Annotated in this window: 10 protein-coding genes; 5 read left to right on the forward strand and 5 right to left on the reverse strand. The window is 57.7% G+C overall.

The window, feature by feature from the left end; all coding sequences use genetic code 11:
- Position 1: 1 nt before the first annotated feature.
- Positions 2–3,646 carry an NEL-type E3 ubiquitin ligase domain-containing protein gene (locus IV01_RS21360; RefSeq protein WP_032626004.1) on the forward strand — a complete coding sequence of 1,215 codons (3,645 nt, stop codon included), beginning with the start codon at positions 2–4 and terminating at the stop codon, positions 3,644–3,646.
- 208 nt (positions 3,647–3,854) lie between these two features.
- Here IV01_RS21360 and IV01_RS21355 read toward each other — a convergent pair whose 3' ends face one another.
- The 5 genes from IV01_RS21355 to xthA all read right to left on the reverse strand — a co-directional run bounded on the left by IV01_RS21355 (position 3,855) and on the right by xthA (position 9,322).
- Positions 3,855–4,349, reverse strand: coding sequence for a DUF934 domain-containing protein (locus IV01_RS21355; protein ID WP_032626006.1), 495 nt, complete (start codon positions 4,347–4,349; stop codon positions 3,855–3,857).
- Positions 4,333–5,991 carry a nitrite/sulfite reductase gene (locus IV01_RS21350; protein WP_032626008.1) on the reverse strand — a complete coding sequence of 553 codons (1,659 nt, stop codon included), beginning with the start codon at positions 5,989–5,991 and terminating at the stop codon, positions 4,333–4,335. Before IV01_RS21350 ends, IV01_RS21355 begins: the two co-directional genes overlap by 17 nt.
- Positions 5,992–6,650: 659 nt before the next feature.
- Positions 6,651–6,887, reverse strand: a complete 237-nt coding sequence (locus IV01_RS21345) for a DUF2970 domain-containing protein (protein WP_032626009.1) — start codon at positions 6,885–6,887, stop codon at positions 6,651–6,653.
- Between the two features lie 79 nt (positions 6,888–6,966).
- A complete protein-coding gene (locus IV01_RS21340; protein WP_032626011.1) occupies positions 6,967–8,304 on the reverse strand; it encodes a substrate-binding domain-containing protein in 1,338 nt (445 codons plus the stop codon).
- 205 nt (positions 8,305–8,509) lie between these two features.
- On the reverse strand, positions 8,510–9,322 hold the full coding sequence (gene xthA, locus IV01_RS21335; protein ID WP_032626013.1) for an exodeoxyribonuclease III: 813 nt from the start codon (positions 9,320–9,322) through the stop codon (positions 8,510–8,512).
- A 218-nt stretch (positions 9,323–9,540) separates the two neighbouring features.
- On the opposite strand from xthA, the gene IV01_RS21330 reads away from it, so the two are divergent.
- The 4 genes from IV01_RS21330 (at position 9,541) to tpx (ending at position 16,414) form a co-directional block, all read left to right on the forward strand.
- Positions 9,541–10,191 carry a GNAT family N-acetyltransferase gene (locus tag IV01_RS21330; RefSeq protein ID WP_032626093.1) on the forward strand — a complete coding sequence of 217 codons (651 nt, stop codon included), beginning with the start codon at positions 9,541–9,543 and terminating at the stop codon, positions 10,189–10,191.
- A gap of 66 nt (positions 10,192–10,257) precedes the next feature.
- On the forward strand, positions 10,258–11,991 hold the full coding sequence (locus IV01_RS21325; protein ID WP_032626016.1) for an autotransporter assembly complex protein TamA: 1,734 nt from the start codon (positions 10,258–10,260) through the stop codon (positions 11,989–11,991).
- A gap of 59 nt (positions 11,992–12,050) precedes the next feature.
- Positions 12,051–15,677, forward strand: coding sequence for a translocation/assembly module TamB domain-containing protein (locus IV01_RS21320; RefSeq protein WP_195758747.1), 3,627 nt, complete (start codon positions 12,051–12,053; stop codon positions 15,675–15,677).
- Positions 15,678–15,913: 236 nt separating this feature from the next.
- Positions 15,914–16,414 carry a thiol peroxidase gene (gene tpx / locus IV01_RS21315; protein WP_032626017.1) on the forward strand — a complete coding sequence of 167 codons (501 nt, stop codon included), beginning with the start codon at positions 15,914–15,916 and terminating at the stop codon, positions 16,412–16,414.
- Positions 16,415–16,450 lie beyond the last annotated feature (36 nt).

Raw genomic sequence — 16,450 nt, forward strand, 5'->3', positions numbered from 1 at the left:
AATGCCAACCACTCTCGACTATCCAACAAATAATGCCTTGATGGACACCTTCGTCGCCGACCACGGTGCTGTCATCAAAAGCCCGGCGGGTTTTGCCCGGGAGCTGATCAGAGCTCATGCCCGCAAGCACTGGGCGCTGGACATCGATCCTGATGCCATCTGCCTGACGATACTCAGATTCAACTCGCCCCCGGCCGTAGCCCCTTACCCGGCGGTTGTGCAGCATGCGCTGACTTTGACTGAAGCGCTGTTGAGTAACGTACAGCGCCGTTCAGGACTGGCCCGATGGTTCGATTTCATCCAGCCCTGGAGGCCCGGAGGCATCGCGCTGAGGCGGGTGGACAACCTGTTACCGAACTTTACGGTCCAGACTTACGAAGGCTTGTACAAACGAACCACACCGCAGCTTTATGACACCTCGACGCACATCAATCTCAGCCCAGACCTATTCAAGCAGTTCATCAAAGACACTCAATTACCCTCGCAGTACCACGACTATCTGGAGCAGCTTCTTTCCACCCATGGGCGGTATTTTCCGGTGCTGGCCAAAGCCGCTTATTTAAAAGCGGCCTTTTATCAGGTGCAGGAGCGAACACTGAGCCAGGCAGATCAACTACTGGCGCTTGAAGCTGTTGGCCTGAGTTCGTCGCAGTCCTGGGAAACGCTGACACCGGCGAAACTTTCAGAAACGTTTGCGGCTGCCAGTCATATCGTCGTGTCGCCCTTGAAGGTCCATCGCTACACGGCCACGGATATCCTGCTGATTCAGGACCGGCGCAGCCGACGCACGCTCCTCTATATTCCGGGCAATTCCTCACCGCTACACGGCTTTGAAAACCAGCACAAGGTTTCAGAGTGGCTGGCCATCCAGTGCCGTGAGCCGAGCAAACGTCTGGCGCTGGCGACGCATTTTCAGGAACGAGACATCAGCGACGGTCTATTCATCAGTGGTCTGCACAGTGCCCTGGAAGGTGTGGCCAATTACCCACACTGGTTCAGGGGTGGCAGCTGGCCGCCGCGCCAGTATGTGCACGCCGGCGAAAAAATCTCGGGCGATCCTTTCGATTCTGTACGAGACAGTCTGCAACGGCGACTAAGAGCGGACGCCAAGTCAATTATCCATAACCGCCATGAGGCGATGCTGGAGGGCTTGGCTGAAGGTCTGACGCGAAGTCTGGTGTTTACTGGCCTTATTGCGTTGATGGTGCCTGAAGCGGTGCCCTTTATCATTGGACTTTCCACCACCCTGATTGGCGTCGGCGCAGTCCAGGCCCATCAAGGCAAAACGCTCGAGGAGCGCCAACAGGCGGCACAACGCATAGAGTTTGGTCTGTTCAATGCTTTGCCACTGGCGCTGGAAGGTGTAGTCAGCGTAGCCGTCAGCGCTTCCGGCTCAACGCCGGTTGTTGAGGAGCTGACGACAGCCGAGTCTGCACGACCCTCAACCCGGATCGGCAGTGATTCTGCCAGCCCCTCTGTGTTGCGCCCGCGTTTTGAAATGGCGCCGCCCAATCTGCGACAGCTGGGTCCTGACCTTCGCCAGTCTTTGCGAGCGTTCGAGGCCGCGCCGGATTCGGTACAAGGCGCGCCGAACGTCCATGGCCCCAGCGGCATGCTGGATATCTATCATGCAGACGGCCATTACTTCGTGCCCATCCATGACAAGGCGTACGAGGTCTGCTGGGAAGAGTCCGCGCGGCAGTGGCGAATCACTTCACCTGACGGCACGGGAAAGCAGGGGCCGTTCATCAAACAGCTGGAAACCGGTCAGTGGGATATCGATCTTCCTGGGCTAAAGGGCGGAATGGACGACTTTTCAGTGCCATCAGCCGGGCCTTCTAGACCAGTGCCCTCTGCAACAGTGCCTTCCACAGCACGGCCCTCATTGCACGCACAGGTGCAAGCGCTTTACCCCGGCTTCAGCGATCAGCAGGCTGCCGAGTTCATCGCCGGTTTGCGGGCCAATGGCACCTCCATCGAAATACAACTGGCCAGGCTGTCCATGGATTTCCAGTCCCTGGATCGCAGTCTCGAGCGCTGGGTCAACGGCCCGATGAGCTGGCAGCCGGTGACCGAGACTCATTCAGTGCCGATTACCGCCATAGCCCGGCGCAACGCGGCAGACTGCATCAAGCGTTGCTGGCAACGACAAACCCCGGTCACAGGCGTCGCCGCCCGGCATCTCAACGGCTATATGCTGGACCTCTCAGGTTTGGTGATTGGCGACCTGCCTTATCTGCCTGGCGACCTCAGCCATGTCACGGCGATCAATCTGTCGCACACCCTCATGTCCCAGCAATCCGTGAGTGCTTTGGTCAGCAAATGCCTAGAACTGAGCTGGTTGAATGCCGAAAACAACTTCCTGTCAGTGATACCCGTCGGTATTCGTAATCTGCGGCAACTGACGCGCCTGACATTGGCTAACAACCGCATCGTGCTGACCGGCGACATGGTGCAGACCCTTCGACGTCTGCCTAGCCTGAGGCTGCTCAATCTTGAGCGCAACCCGATCGGGCCGTTGCTTGATGTCAGTGAAATGCCGCAATTGCTCAACCTGTTTTTGCGCTCAACCGGCCTTCAGGATACGCCTATTGGCGTGTTTGAGATCCCCAACCTGATGGCCCTGGATTTGCGTGGTAATCGCATCACGACTTTGCCTGAAGCGTTCTATGAATCTCCAGGGGCAGTCCGACACACATTACTCGATGGCAATCCGCTTTCCGCAGGCACAGGGGCGCGGATCTCGGCGCTGGGTGGCCCGTGGGTATTTACCGAGCTGGCGGATAACCCCGAGTTCTGGCTTTATCAGACCCCAGCCCTGGAGCGCGTACGTCGTCGGGAAATCTGGGAGCTGTTCTGGAGCCAGTTGCATGGGGCTGATTTTTTTGAGGTGGTCTCTCGCTTGCAGGGTTCGGCTGACTTCAGCCTGAGCCGTGCCGACGTTACCCACAGGCTCTGGAACGTGCTGGAAGCGGGGGCCGAAGATCAGGCATTGCGCAGCCGACTGATCGCCATGGCGGCGTTCCCCGAGACTTGTGTAGACGGCGCAGCAGTCATTTTCAGCAATATGGAGCTGGAAGTGTTGGTCACTAAAGCTCGCACCATGGCAGCCGGCGGCAGGGAAGGGCCGCAGTTGCTCAAGCTGATACGCGGGTTGTTTCGGCTTGAAGAGGTGGACGCCATCGCTCGTCTGGACGCAGCGTCAAGGGTGGGGTTCACCGAGGATGTTGAAGTCTTGCTGGCTTATCGGGTCGGCCTTGCCAGCCGACTTGAACTGCCGATCGGCACCCGAACCATGCAATTCTCCACCTCTGCCGATGTCAGCAATCAAGCATTGGCTGAGGCTACGCAAACGGTCTTGAACCATGAAACCCCTGAAGCGCTGACGGACTTTGCCATCAAGCGCGACTTCTGGATTGACCACCTGAAGCGCCAATACGCAAATGAGTTGACCGCCTGCCAGCGGCCTACCGCCATGCGCATGGAGGCCTTGGACGATCTCCAGAGTGAAAACCCGTTGTCGGATGAGACGTACAAGCGGGAAGCGGATGCCATTCTGCGTCAGCGGCAGCTGGATGAAGAGCGGCTGATGAAGCAGTTGACCGAGGCGGAGCTGGCGGGTGGGGCGGCTGCCAATGAGGTTTGATCATCTGATTCGGTGATGCCTGTGGGAGCGAATTCATTCGCGAAGGGGCTGGTACAGTCGAAATTCATTCATCGTCAATCCTGCCGTCTTCGCGAATGAATTCGCTCCCACAGGTCCAGTGATCGGTAGGAACGACTGGGCGCTTCTGCCAAAAGTGACAAAAAAACCCAGGCTGGAATCCAGGCCTGGGCTTTTTTAGCCAGATGTATCAGCGCCTACGGAAGAGGGGCAACGGCTCGTCGGCAGCAGCCTGATACGTCACCGAAAAATCCTTGAGGCCTTCCAGGGCTTCATAGGGGTCTTTGTCGGCACGGATCGCGAAAGCGTCAAAACCGCAGCGGCGCAGGTAAAACAACTGGTCACGCAGCACGTCACCAATGGCCCGCAGTTCACCTTTGTAGCCGTAACGGTCGCGCAACAGGCGAGCGTTGGAGTAACTGCGCCCGTCGGTGAATGCCGGGAAGTTCAAAGCAATGACCTGGAACTTGCCTGCATCGTCACCGATTTCTTCAGCTTCCTCATCACTGTCCAGCCACACGCCAAGACCGCCGTCGCGAGCCTGAAGCGCATGGCCGTGTTCGCGCCACAAGGCCAGCGGTACGATCAGATCGTCACAGTTGGACAGTTCGTCAAACGAAGCATCCTTGGGCAGCAAGTGCCAGGTTTCGTCGATGACTTCGTTGTTCTTAATTATTCGCTGCATAGACGCGCTCCTTGAAAGGGTCGATGCCAATACGCTGGAAGGTGTCGATGAAACGCTCGTCTTCGTTACGTTTTTCAACGTAGACGTCGATCAGCTTCTCGATGACGTCCGGCATTACGTCCTGTGCGAACGATGGGCCAAGGATCTTGCCCAGGCTGGCGTCGCGGCTGGCACTGCCACCCAGGGAAACCTGGTAGAACTCTTCGCCTTTCTTGTCCACGCCCAGAATGCCGATATGGCCGACATGGTGGTGACCGCATGCGTTCATGCAACCCGAAATATTCAGGTCCAGTTCGCCGATGTCGAACAGGTAATCCAAGTCGTCGAAACGGCGCTGGATGGATTCGGCAATCGGGATCGACTTGGCGTTGGCCAGCGAGCAGAAATCGCCGCCAGGGCAGCAGATGATATCGGTCAGCAGACCTACGTTTGGCGTGGCGAAACCCTGCTCGCGCAGTTCGTGCCACAGGGCGAACAGTTGAGTCTGCTCCACGTCGGCAAGAATGATGTTCTGCTCGTGGGAGGTACGCAGTTGGCCGAAGCTGTAACGATCGGCCAGATCCGCGACACCATCAAGTTGCTTGTCGGTCAGGTCGCCCGGCGCAACACCGGTCGGCTTGAGGGACAAGGTCACCGCGACGTAGCCAGGCTTTTTATGGGCCAGGGTGTTGCGTGTACGCCAGCGGGCGAAACCCGGGTGTTCCTGATCCAGTTTTGCCAACTCGGCGCTGTAGTCTTCCAGAGCTTTGTAATCCGGGTCGACAAAGTGCTTTGAGACACGATGCACTTCGGAGTCGGTCAAGGTGGTCTGGCCACCCCGCAGATGGGCCATTTCCGCCTCGACTTTTTCAGCGAAGACCTCAGGCGTCAGGGCCTTGACCAGAATCTTGATCCGCGCCTTGTACTTGTTGTCACGCCGGCCGTAGCGGTTATAAACCCGCAGAATCGCGTCGAGGTAGCTCAACAGGTCCTGCCATGGCAGGAATTCGTTGATGAAGGCACCCACGACAGGCGTGCGGCCCAGACCGCCGCCAACCAGCACACGGAATCCCAGTTCGCCAGCGTCGTTCAGGACAGGCTCAAGGCCAATGTCGTGAACTTCAATCGCGGCGCGGTCGCTGGTGGAGCCGTTGATCGCGATCTTGAATTTACGCGGCAGATAGGCAAATTCCGGGTGGAATGTGGTCCATTGACGGATGATTTCACACCATGGGCGCGGGTCTACCAACTCGTCAGCCGCAACGCCGGCGAACTGATCAGTGGTGACGTTGCGCAGGCAGTTGCCGCTGGTTTGAATGGCGTGCATCTGCACGGTTGCCAGTTCCGCCAGAATGTCAGGGATGTCTTCCAGCGCAGGCCAGTTGAACTGCACATTCTGCCGTGTGCTGATGTGTGCGTAGCCCTTGTCGTAGTTACGGGCGATCTTTGCCATCATCCGTGCCTGGCGTGAAGTGAGCTGGCCGTACGGCACAGCCACGCGCAGCATTGGCGCGAATCGCTGGATATAAAGGCCATTTTGCAGGCGCAGCGGTCGGAACTCTTCTTCGCTGAGCTCCCCTGCCAGATAGCGTTTGGTCTGATCACGGAACTGCTTTACGCGGTCCTCGATGATCCGCTGGTCGTACTCATCATATACGTACATATCGGTCCTGTTCTCAGGCAATTACTACGGTAAATCTGCGCGCACGGCCGCGCACTCCCAACGGAGCCGGGGGAAGATACCAGTTTGCAGTTATGCGCAAAAGTCATGTTTGAATATATGCAAAGAACCAAAAGTGCTAAGCCAACTCTCCCAGGCACATAAGCCGCCTTGTGGGATGCACATCGCTGAACTTTACTGAGGTCGAGTCTGCTCCGAAAGGACGCTGGACTCCCGTGATGCCACTAATAAAACAGACAAGAGGCGTTGTTAATGAGCAATCATCCAAAAATCTCCAAAAAGGATAGCCATGTTGATGCATGGGCCATCTTCTTCATTATCATTCTGGTGGTCGGGGCCGCCGTATTCTGGGTCAGTCATCAATAAATAACAGTGCAGATAATCGGACATAGAGCCGATGGATATTCATGACTACCTGACTTTGACGTTGCGTATTCGGCCACTCGCTCGATGATCGGCTCGCGAGAAGCCAAGTCATGCCATTGCTAGCCTGAAGATGTGAAGAAAATCCTCGGAGCCAGCTAGCAGGACGATTTCGGCATAGAGGCGCGCGTGTTCAGCCTACAAGGCATGCCTCCAGGCAGCGACTACGCATTTACACTGAAAAGCCTGGTGCGTTGAGCTGCATGATGCTGGTCTGTTCATGGTAAGGCGAAATACAGGACCAGTTGCACCACGCCGAACAGCAACGCCGCAAATGCGACAGTGAATATAAGTCCAAGCACGAGGAAATGAGCTGGCTTGCCGTGGGTGAAATCACGCTCGCGGTTTTTCCCGCTTTGCACGCCAAAGGCCGCAGCCATGATGCTGTGCAGCATTTGCCAGAGCGTCGGAGGGCGGCTTTCAGTCGGCGCTTTATCTTCGGATGGCTGTTGCATGGTTGCCTCCGGGAGGGTTGTTCTCCCAGAGAGTAGTTGCAATTGGCACGGTGGGATGACTGATCTGACGATGTACCCGCTAATCGACCCACACCTCTACCCGACGGTTTTTGATGCGCCCGGCTTCAACGTTATTACTGGCAACCGGCATCTCATCGCCCAACCCCCGAACGTCGCGCAACATCACGTTGTTTTTAACCAGCTCGCGCCTGACCGCCATGGCGCGCAGCCTTGAGAGCAGCGCCGCACGCTGTGGATCGCTCTTGGCGTCGGCGAAGCCCACCAGCGTGACTCGCTGATTCAGTTTGTCATTGCGCTTCAGGTAATCCACTACCCGATCTAAATCCCGCAAGGCTTTGTTATCGAGGGTGGCGCTGCCCTGGGCGAAGCGAAAGTTTACCGACAGGCGTTCGCTATCGCGGGCCAGCGCCTGATATTCGGCTGGCATTTGCGCAGTCGGCTGGACCTTCACGGCTTGTACGGTCTGGGCGACAAAGCCGTTCTGCGCGACGATGGCCTGGCCCTCGGGGCTTTGCGCGAAGTGGACGAAGGCCAATGCCCAGCGATGATGCAGCTCGGCGGGTAGATACAGGTACAGGCGACGGGAGAGCGGATAGTCTTCTGTGGCAATCAGGCCGATGGTCGGCAGCATAGGTCTCGAGTCGCCATCAACCACAGCAACCGGTTTGGCATGACGGACATAGGGCAGACCGATGAAGCCGATGGCCTGGCGATCCTGGCTGACCTGGTCAGAAAGCTGCTCGCTCGACTCAAAGCGTGCGGCATTGCGCGCAAGGCTTTTGGCGTATTTGCTCAGCACCAGCTCTTTGAAGGTCTCAAAAGTGCCGGATTTCTCATCCCGGGCATACAAGTGGATTTCACCGGCGGTGCCACCCAGTTGTTGCCAGTCATGGATTTCCCCGGAGAAAATTCCCGCCAGTTGCTCAATGGTCAATTGGCGCAAAGGGTTGGCCGGGTGCAGGATGACGGCCACGCCATCAATGGCGATCACCTGCTCAGCGCGCTGGCTTTTCATGTTGCCCAGGCTGCCGAGCTCCGTTGCTTCTTTCTCCTTGATGGGACGAGACGAGGCGGCCAGATCCGCTTTGCCAGACTTCATCGCTGTAAATCCAGTGCCTGAGCCGTGAGCTGCGACTTCAATAGTCACCTGCCGACCATCGCCCGCGATCCCGATAACCCGTATTTCATTGGTGGCAACACCCGCTTCGGTGCGCACGGACTGCAGACCCTGTTGGTGCATTAACCCTTCGGCCAGTGCCGGGCCCAACTGAGCGCCAATGGTGTTGGAGCCCTGAATGCGCAGCGCGGGAGAGTCGTCGGTGGGTACGGGGAGGGTCGCCACGGCGCTCGCTGAAAATAACGCAGTCGCCGCCAGCAGAAACACAGCGCGCAGCATGTGCGGCACCTTACGGAAGGAGGGGTGGGACGCAGAATAAGACGGATGTGTTACGGGGATGTGACGGTTGTGAACGCGCAAGGGCGGCGAATCACTTTGGATCTATGGCACTAACACTATCGCCATCGCGGGCAAGCGCGCTCCTACAGGGGAATGCGGTTTCCCGTAGGAGCGCGCTTGCCCGCGATGACGTCGGTACAGTCTGTCAGCTCAACTCAAGCCAGATCGGCGCATGGTCGGAAGGTTTTTCCATGCCCCGCAGGTCGTAATCAACACCGGCCGCCTTGATCCGCGGTTGCAGGCCGTGTGACGCCATGATCAGGTCAATGCGCAACCCGCGCTTGGGCTGATCCTCGAAGCCACGGCTGCGATAGTCGAACCAGCTGAACTGATCGATCACTTCCGGGTAGAGATGGCGAAAGCTGTCCACCAGCCCCCAGTTCTTCAGGCGTGCCATCCACTCGCGTTCTTCCGGCAGGAAACTGCACTTGCCGGTCTTCAGCCAGCGCTTGGCATTGTCGGGGCCGATACCAATGTCGCTGTCTTCCGGGGAAATGTTCACATCACCCATGACGATCAAGGGCTGGTCATTGCTGAAGCGGGTTTCCAGCAATTCCTGCAGATCGTCATAGAAACGCTCCTTGGCGGGGAATTTCGTCGGGTGGTCACGGCTTTCACCTTGTGGGAAATAGCCGTTCATGATTGTCACCGGAAGGCCGTCATCATCTGCGAATGTGCCCCAGATGAAACGCTTCTGTGCTTCTTCGTCGTCTTTATCGAAGCCTTTGTGCAGCGCCAATGGCATTTTTCGAGAAAGCAGGGCGACGCCGTAATGGCCTTTTTGCCCGTGAAAGTGCACGTGATAGCCCAAGGCTTCAATCTCTGCCTGGGGGAACTGCTCGTCCGAGACCTTGGTTTCCTGCAGGCCAATGACGTCTGGCTGGTGTTTTTCGATCAGCGCCGCCAGCTGATGGGGTCGGGCACGCAGACCGTTGATATTGAACGACACGATTTTCATGGGGCGGCAGTCCTGAGCAAAGCAAAAAAGCGATGCTAGCTGACCTCTTGGCTCATCACCAGTCTGACGCGAAAGACTGGGCTGATTTGGCGCTGGCGGTCGTCATTGCGAAGTCAATGACGCTGCCGTTGGAACTGTGGCCGCAGGCCATGACTCGAAGCTTGTATATCACCGGAACGCAGCCGTCCGAGCCGCGTCGTCTATGCGAGGTCAATTCCATGTCTGAATCGTCTGCCACTGTGGCGCAGGTGCGCCAGCTCGACAGCGGTTACTCCAGGGAAACCCGTTCGCTGCTTTATCACGCCTATCGTCACGAACCGAGTTTTGCTTATCTGTTCAATGCCGGACGCGCCGGGTTCGATCAGCGCGTACGGGCCACCGTGCGGGAATTGGTCAAACAGCATTTTCTTCAGGACCTGCCTGCCATTGGCCTGTTCATCGAAGATCGGCTGGTGGGCGTGGCACTGATCGCGCCCCCGCAACGACGCCTGGGTATTACCGAAAGCTGGGCCTGGCGGCTGCGCATGGTGCTTAGCACCGGTTTCAACTGCACACGGCGTTATCTGGAATATTACAACTCTGTCTTGGCGTGCCTGCCCTCAGAGGCTGTGCATGTACTGCCGCTGGTGGGTATCCATCCGGAGTTTCAAGGCAAGCAGCTGGGCGAGCAGCTGCTACAGGCGGTTCACGACTGGTGCGCAGTAGATGAAAACTCTCAGGGCATCGTTGTCGACACCGGGAATCCTCGCTATCTGGATTTCTATAAACGACAGGGCTATGAAGAAATCGGTGAAGTGGCTGTAGGACCTATACGAGAGCACGTGTTTTTCCACCCAAACCCGCAGGTTTCACCACCGGTCATGGCGTAAGGATATGAAAATCATGCGGTTTAGCGTGTTTTAGTCACGGTGGTTGCTCGTGTTAGCATTCGCGCCATGAAGTTTTTCGCAATGTTTACCAGTGGCTTGATCCTGATTGTTACCAGCGTCACGGCGATGGCCGAGGCGCAGTTGGACGTAAGGATTACACCTGCCAATTCCGAGCTCAAAGCCAACGTCGAAGGCTATGTGGGCAGCCCCGGCGAGCGCGATGTTCAAAGTCTGCAGCATTTCAGCATCGGCGCTGAAGAGCAGGCCCAGCGCGCTGCCCAGGCATTGGGTTATTACCAGGCCATCATCAGCAGCGACGTGCAGACAGGTCGTGATAGTCAGCCGCAGCTGGTGATCAAGATCCAGCCCGGCGAGCCGATCCATCTTCGCAATGTCAACGTCCGCATCGAGGGCGAGGCCTCGTCGATGAAGGCGTTCCGGATCCCCAGCAGCCAGGCACTGAGAAGTGGTGCGGTGCTCAATCACGGTCACTACGAAGATGCCAAACGGCTGATTCAGAATCAGGCTTCTCGCTATGGATTCTTCTCCGGACGCTTTACTTCACAACGTCTCTCGGTCGACCCTGCGGCTGGCGTTGCGGATATCGATCTGGTTTATGACAGCGGCCCGCGCTACACCCTCGGCAAGGTCAGCTTCAGTGGCGACGCGCCATTCGATGATGACCTGCTGCGACGCATGGTGCCCTTCAAGGAAAATACTCCTTACGACTCCGAGCTGATTGCCGAACTGAATCAGGCAATGCAGACCAGCGGATATTTCGAAGGCGTGCGGGTGGACGCTGCGCCCACCGCCGCAGTCGGGCGCGAGATTCCGGTGGTCGTCCAGCTCGATACCCGCAAACCGCGCACCATGGGCCTGGGTCTTGGGTATTCCACCGACGTGGGGCCACGGGGCAAGGCAAACTGGACTCGTCACTGGGCCAACCCTCAGGGTCACAGTTACGGCATTGAAAGTGAGCTGTCAGCCCCACGACAGAACGTCGGTCTCTGGTACGACGTCCCCCTGGACCCGCCGCTGACCGACAAACTGCGCTTTGCCGGAGGTTATCAGTACGAGGAAATTGCCGGCACCGACACGCTGAGCAAGCTGCTCACCGTCGGCCCTGAGTGGCACAGCAAACTGCCCAGCGGTTGGGAACGGGTCATTTCCCTGAAATGGCAGCGTGAAGAATATCGTCTGGGTGATGACTCGGGGCTGAGCACTTTACTCATGCCAGGCATCAGCTATTCCTACCTGCGCAGTGATAACCGTATTGATCCCCACAACGGATACCGGCTGCAATTTGATACCCAGGTCGCCAAGGAAGGGTTGATGTCCGACTCCAACCTCCTGCGCGGCACAGTTCTGCTCAAAGGCTTGACCACGCTGTGGGATAACCATCGGTTCCTCGCCCGTGTGCAAGCGGGCGGTAACGCCACCAATGGCTACAAATCCATACCCCCGTCGCTGCGTTTCTTCGCCGGTGGTGACCAGAGTGTTCGAGGTTACGACTACCAAACTCTTTCGCCGGAGAACTCCGACGGTGATCGAATAGGCGGCCGCTACATGGTGGCCGGGAGCGTGGAGTATCAATATTCCATCGCTGAGAAATGGCGTGTGGCGACGTTTGTGGACCAAGGTAATTCTTTCAACAGTCTGGACCTGCCGAGCCTCAAAACCGGTGTCGGCATCGGTGTGCGCTGGGTATCGCCGGTCGGGCCTTTGCGGCTGGATCTGGCCCATGCCCTGGACGATGACGGCGGGGTAAGGCTGCACTTTTCCATGGGACCTGAGTTGTGAGCACTCTGAACTGGCCACGTGGGCTGAAAATCTTCGGGCTGGGCCTGCTGGCAATCGTGATGTTGCTGCTGGTCAGCCTGTGGCTGTTGTTGTTTACCGAGTCGGGAAGTCGCTGGTCGCTGGCCCGTGTTCCAGGCTTGCAGGTGGAGAACTTCAATGGTCGGCTGGGTGGCATGTGGAGTGCTGGCCGACTGGTCTGGCAGCAGGGCGCGACCCGTGTAGAACTTGATGCCCCGGAACTGGAGTGGTCGCCGGGCTGCCTGCTGAAAATGACCTTGTGCATCGACCGTTTGCAAGCGACTCAGGTCCGCTTGCAACTGACTCCGGGCGCCGAGACAACCGACAGCGGCCCGATCACCTTGCCCGATCTCAAGTTGCCCTTGGCAATCCAGTTGGGTGACGTGAATATCGGCAGTCTGCAATTGGACGGCGCTGAGCAGTTTCGTGATCTGCAAATGGCTGCCCACTGGACGGCTGAAGGATTGCGGCTCGATAACGTACATATGCAGCGCGATGATCTGGTGCTGGATCTGGCCGGGCTGCTTCTGCCCTCGGGCGACTGGCCATTGAAGGCCACCGGGTTGTTGAAGTTGCCCGATCAGGACGGCAAGCCCTGGGCATTGAATCTCGATATCCAGGGTGAGCTGCTCAAGACGCTGCAACTTGAAGGCATCAGCAGTGGTTACCTGCAGGGGCTGCTCAAAGGTGAGCTACAGCCGCTGGCAGACAACCTGCCCGCACAGCTACGAATCAGCGCCGAGGACTTCAAGGCAAGTTCGGCGTTGCCCGATACCTTGCAACTCGATCAGTTGGTCATTGATGCCAAGGGCGATCTAAATTCTGGTTATGCCCTGCTGGGTTCGGCAAGCCTGCCGGCGGAGCAGGGGCCCGTTGCTCTTGTGCTCAACGGTCGTGTGGATGCCAAGGGTGCAACTATCCAGGCGCTGGATCTGAGTGCCAGCCCGCAACAGCGTCTTAGTCTGAACGGCGCGCTGAATTGGGAGCAGGGCCTGCGTGCCGAGGCAAAACTGAACTGGCTGGACTTTCCCTGGCATCGCTTGTATCCAGCCATCGAAGAGCCGCAAGTAGCGCTGCGCAAGTTCAGCGGTGAGGTGTCGTACACCGACGGCAAATACCTGGGCAACTTCGACGCCAATCTTGACGGTCCCGCTGGTGCGTTCAGTGTGACCAGCCCTTTCAGTGGCGACCTGACTCAAATCTTTTTGCCGCAACTGGAGATGGTTGCCGGTCAAGGTAAGGCCACCGGTCACCTGAACCTGCAGTTCGCCGAGGGTATCGCCTGGGATACAGCGCTGGATCTGAGCGCCATTGACCCTGCCTACTGGGTGGCGCAAATGCCAGGCACGCTGGCAGGCCCTTTGCGTAGTAAAGGTCAGTTCAAAGACGAGCAATTGAGCCTCAACGCTGACCTCGATCTGAAGGGTCGACTACGCGGCCAGCCGGCGGCTCTGCAGGTCAAAGCCGATGGCGAAGGCGAAAAATGGAACGTCGGAGCGCTGGAAGTTCGTCTGGGGGACAACCGGATCCAGGGCAGTGGCAACCTGCAGCAACGTCTCCTCGCACAGCTGGACATCAATATGCCACGGCTGGGTCAGCTGTGGCCTGGGCTGCAAGGTCGGGTCAAAGGTCGTCTCGATGTCGCGGGCACGCTGCAAGCGCCACAAGGCAATCTGGGTTTGCAGGGCTCGCAACTGGCGTTTCAGGACAACCGCCTGCAGAGCCTGAATCTCACAGCCCGACTCGACAATGCGCAACGCGCTGATATCGACGTCAAGGGCAGTGGTATTCAGCTGGGTGACAAGCAATTGGGGACGCTCGTTGTCGATGCTCAGGGAGACATCAAGCGTCAACAAGTGAAGCTCGACCTGCAAGGCCCGCTGCTCAAATTGGCTTTGGCACTGGACGGCACGCTGGACAAAGGCGACTGGCGTGGACGATTGGCCAGTGGCAACGTGCAAACCGGCGGGCAAAACTGGCGTCTGCAGCAAGCCGCAAGGTTGGAGTGGCTGGCAGATGGCAAAGTGAATTTCGGTGCTCATTGCTGGGTTTCCGGTCCCGCCAGCCTGTGTGGCGAGGATCAGCGTCTGATGCCCGAGCCGCGTCTGCGTTACCACTTGAAGAACTTCCCTCTAGAAAGCCTGGCGCAATGGCTGCCCAAGGACTTTGCCTGGAAAGGCTCGCTCAATGCTGATGTACAGCTTGATGTTCCCGCTGCCGGGCCAAACGGGCAGATCATGGTGAATGCGAACGGTGGCACGCTGCGGATCAGGGATAAGGACCAGTGGCTGGAGTTCCCCTATCAAACCCTGGTGCTCAACAGCAAGTTGACACCCAAGCTCATCGACAGCCGGCTGGATTTTCAAGGGGGCAAGCTCGGCACCTTGCAGGTTGCCGCGCAGATTGATCCCTTGGCTAAGAACAAGACATTGAACGGCAGCTTCAACCTCAGCGGACTGGATCTGTCCATCGCCCGGCCGTTCGCGCCCATGGTGCAGAAACTCAGCGGCAAGCTGAACGGCAGCGGGCGATTGTCTGGTGATCTACTGGCACCGCAGGTTAATGGCAACGTGGTGCTCAGTGGTGGCGAGGTTTCTGGCCCTGAGTTGCCCATGAGCCTGCAGGATTTGCAGATACAGGCGCTGATTGCGGGAGAGAACGTGACCCTCGATGGCAAATGGCGCAGTGGTCAAACCGGGCAGGGAACGCTGGGAGGCCAGATCGGCTGGGGTAAGGCACTGGTTGTGGATGTGAGCGTCAAGGGCACGCGTTTACCAATCAGTGTTGAACCCTACGCCACTCTCGAAGCTGCACCTGACCTGAAAATCTCCATGAAAGAAGGCCGTCTTGGCATCTCCGGCAAAGTGCTGATTCCCAAGGGTGATATCACCATCCGACAACTGCCGGCTTCAACCGTCAAATTGTCGGGGGACACGGTCATTGTGGGGCAGCAGACAGAGGAGGGGGCGCCGCCGCTGGCAATGTCCATGGATATTGACGTGCAAGTGGGTCAGGAGAAGCTCAGTTTCACAGGGTTCGGGTTAACGGCCGATCTGGCCGGGCGTGTCCATATTGGTGACAACATGGACACACGTGGTGAGCTGAATCTGAACAACGGCCGTTATCGCGCTTATGGTCAGCGTCTGACCATTCGCAAGGCGCGGATTCTGTTTGCCGGCCCTGTGGATCAGCCCTACCTGGATGTCGAAGCCATTCGCCAGACCGACGATGTGATTGCCGGCATTCGATTGTCCGGCAGTGCCGAGCAGCCCACGACTACCGTTTTCTCCGAACCAGCAATGAGCCAGGAGCAGGCGCTGTCGTACCTAGTGCTGGGACGGCCGCTGAATAATACCGGCGAAGACAGCAACATGATGGCGCAGGCTGCACTGGCGCTGGGGCTGGCGGGTAGCGAATCCACCACCGGCAAGCTGGCCCAGAATCTTGGGATCAAGGATTTTGAACTGGATACTGCCGGGTCTGGCGATAAAACCAATGTGGTCGCCAGTGGCAAAATCACCGACAAATTGAGCCTGCGTTACGGCGTTGGTGTGTTTGAACCAGCTAACACCATCGCCTTGCGGTACATGCTGAGCAAGAGGGTCTATCTGGAGGCGGCCAGCGGCTTGGCCAGTTCTCTGGATATTTTCTATAAGCGGGATTTTTGATCTTTGGGCTGCCACTTGCCCACGATGAAACCAATGCCTGTGGGAGCGAATTCATTCGCGAAGGCGATTGCACTGCCGACGCAGAAGTATCGAGCCTGCGGGCCTCTTCGCGAATGAATTCGCTGCTACAGGTCAGGCATCCTCCGTACAAGATTAGTGATTCAGCATCTAGGTCCTTCAACGCTTTCATGGTTAACTTCCCGGTTTCACCCTCCCTCGAAAAAAGGACTCAGTTCATGGCTCAAGTGACTCGCAGAGGCAATCCTGTCCAAATCAACGGCGAACTACCGAAAGTCGGCGCAGCAGCGCCGGCGTTCAAACTGGTCGGTGGTGATCTGGCTGACGTGACCCTGGCTGACTTTGCCGGCAAGCGCAAAGTGCTGAACATCTTCCCGAGTGTCGATACCCCAACCTGCGCCACCTCCGTGCGCAAATTCAATGCCCAGGCCAGCGAGTTGAACAACGCGGTGGTTCTGTGCATTTCTGCGGATCTGCCGTTTGCTCAGGCGCGCTTCTGCGGTGCCGAAGGGCTGGAAAACGTGAAAAACCTATCCACCATGCGCGGTGCGCAGTTCATGGTTGACTACGGCGTTGCCATTGCCGATGGCCCGATGGTTGGCTTGACCACCCGCGCGGTAGTGGTTCTGGATGAGAACGACAAAGTCCTGCACAGCGAACTGGTCCCGGAAATTGGTCAGGAGCCAGACTATGATGCGGCGCTGGCTGTCCTGAAGTAACACTTGGCAACACTTGAACGGCCTGAATATATTCAG

Source organism: Pseudomonas syringae, from assembly GCF_000737245.1.
Lineage (GTDB): Bacteria > Pseudomonadota > Gammaproteobacteria > Pseudomonadales > Pseudomonadaceae > Aquipseudomonas > Aquipseudomonas syringae_J.

What these genes read in the sequence shown, in the direction of transcription:
- IV01_RS21360 (WP_032626004.1), top strand. Translation starts at nt 2, where the DNA reads ATGCCAACCACTCTCGACTATCCAACAAATAATGCCTTGATGGACACC.
- IV01_RS21355 (WP_032626006.1), bottom strand. Translation starts at nt 4,349, where the DNA reads ATGCAGCGAATAATTAAGAACAACGAAGTCATCGACGAAACCTGGCAC.
- IV01_RS21350 (WP_032626008.1), bottom strand. Translation starts at nt 5,991, where the DNA reads ATGTACGTATATGATGAGTACGACCAGCGGATCATCGAGGACCGCGTA.
- IV01_RS21345 (WP_032626009.1), bottom strand. Translation starts at nt 6,887, where the DNA reads ATGCAACAGCCATCCGAAGATAAAGCGCCGACTGAAAGCCGCCCTCCG.
- IV01_RS21340 (WP_032626011.1), bottom strand. Translation starts at nt 8,304, where the DNA reads ATGCTGCGCGCTGTGTTTCTGCTGGCGGCGACTGCGTTATTTTCAGCG.
- xthA (WP_032626013.1), bottom strand. Translation starts at nt 9,322, where the DNA reads ATGAAAATCGTGTCGTTCAATATCAACGGTCTGCGTGCCCGACCCCAT.
- IV01_RS21330 (WP_032626093.1), top strand. Translation starts at nt 9,541, where the DNA reads ATGTCTGAATCGTCTGCCACTGTGGCGCAGGTGCGCCAGCTCGACAGC.
- IV01_RS21325 (WP_032626016.1), top strand. Translation starts at nt 10,258, where the DNA reads ATGAAGTTTTTCGCAATGTTTACCAGTGGCTTGATCCTGATTGTTACC.
- IV01_RS21320 (WP_195758747.1), top strand. Translation starts at nt 12,051, where the DNA reads ATGTTGCTGCTGGTCAGCCTGTGGCTGTTGTTGTTTACCGAGTCGGGA.
- tpx (WP_032626017.1), top strand. Translation starts at nt 15,914, where the DNA reads ATGGCTCAAGTGACTCGCAGAGGCAATCCTGTCCAAATCAACGGCGAA.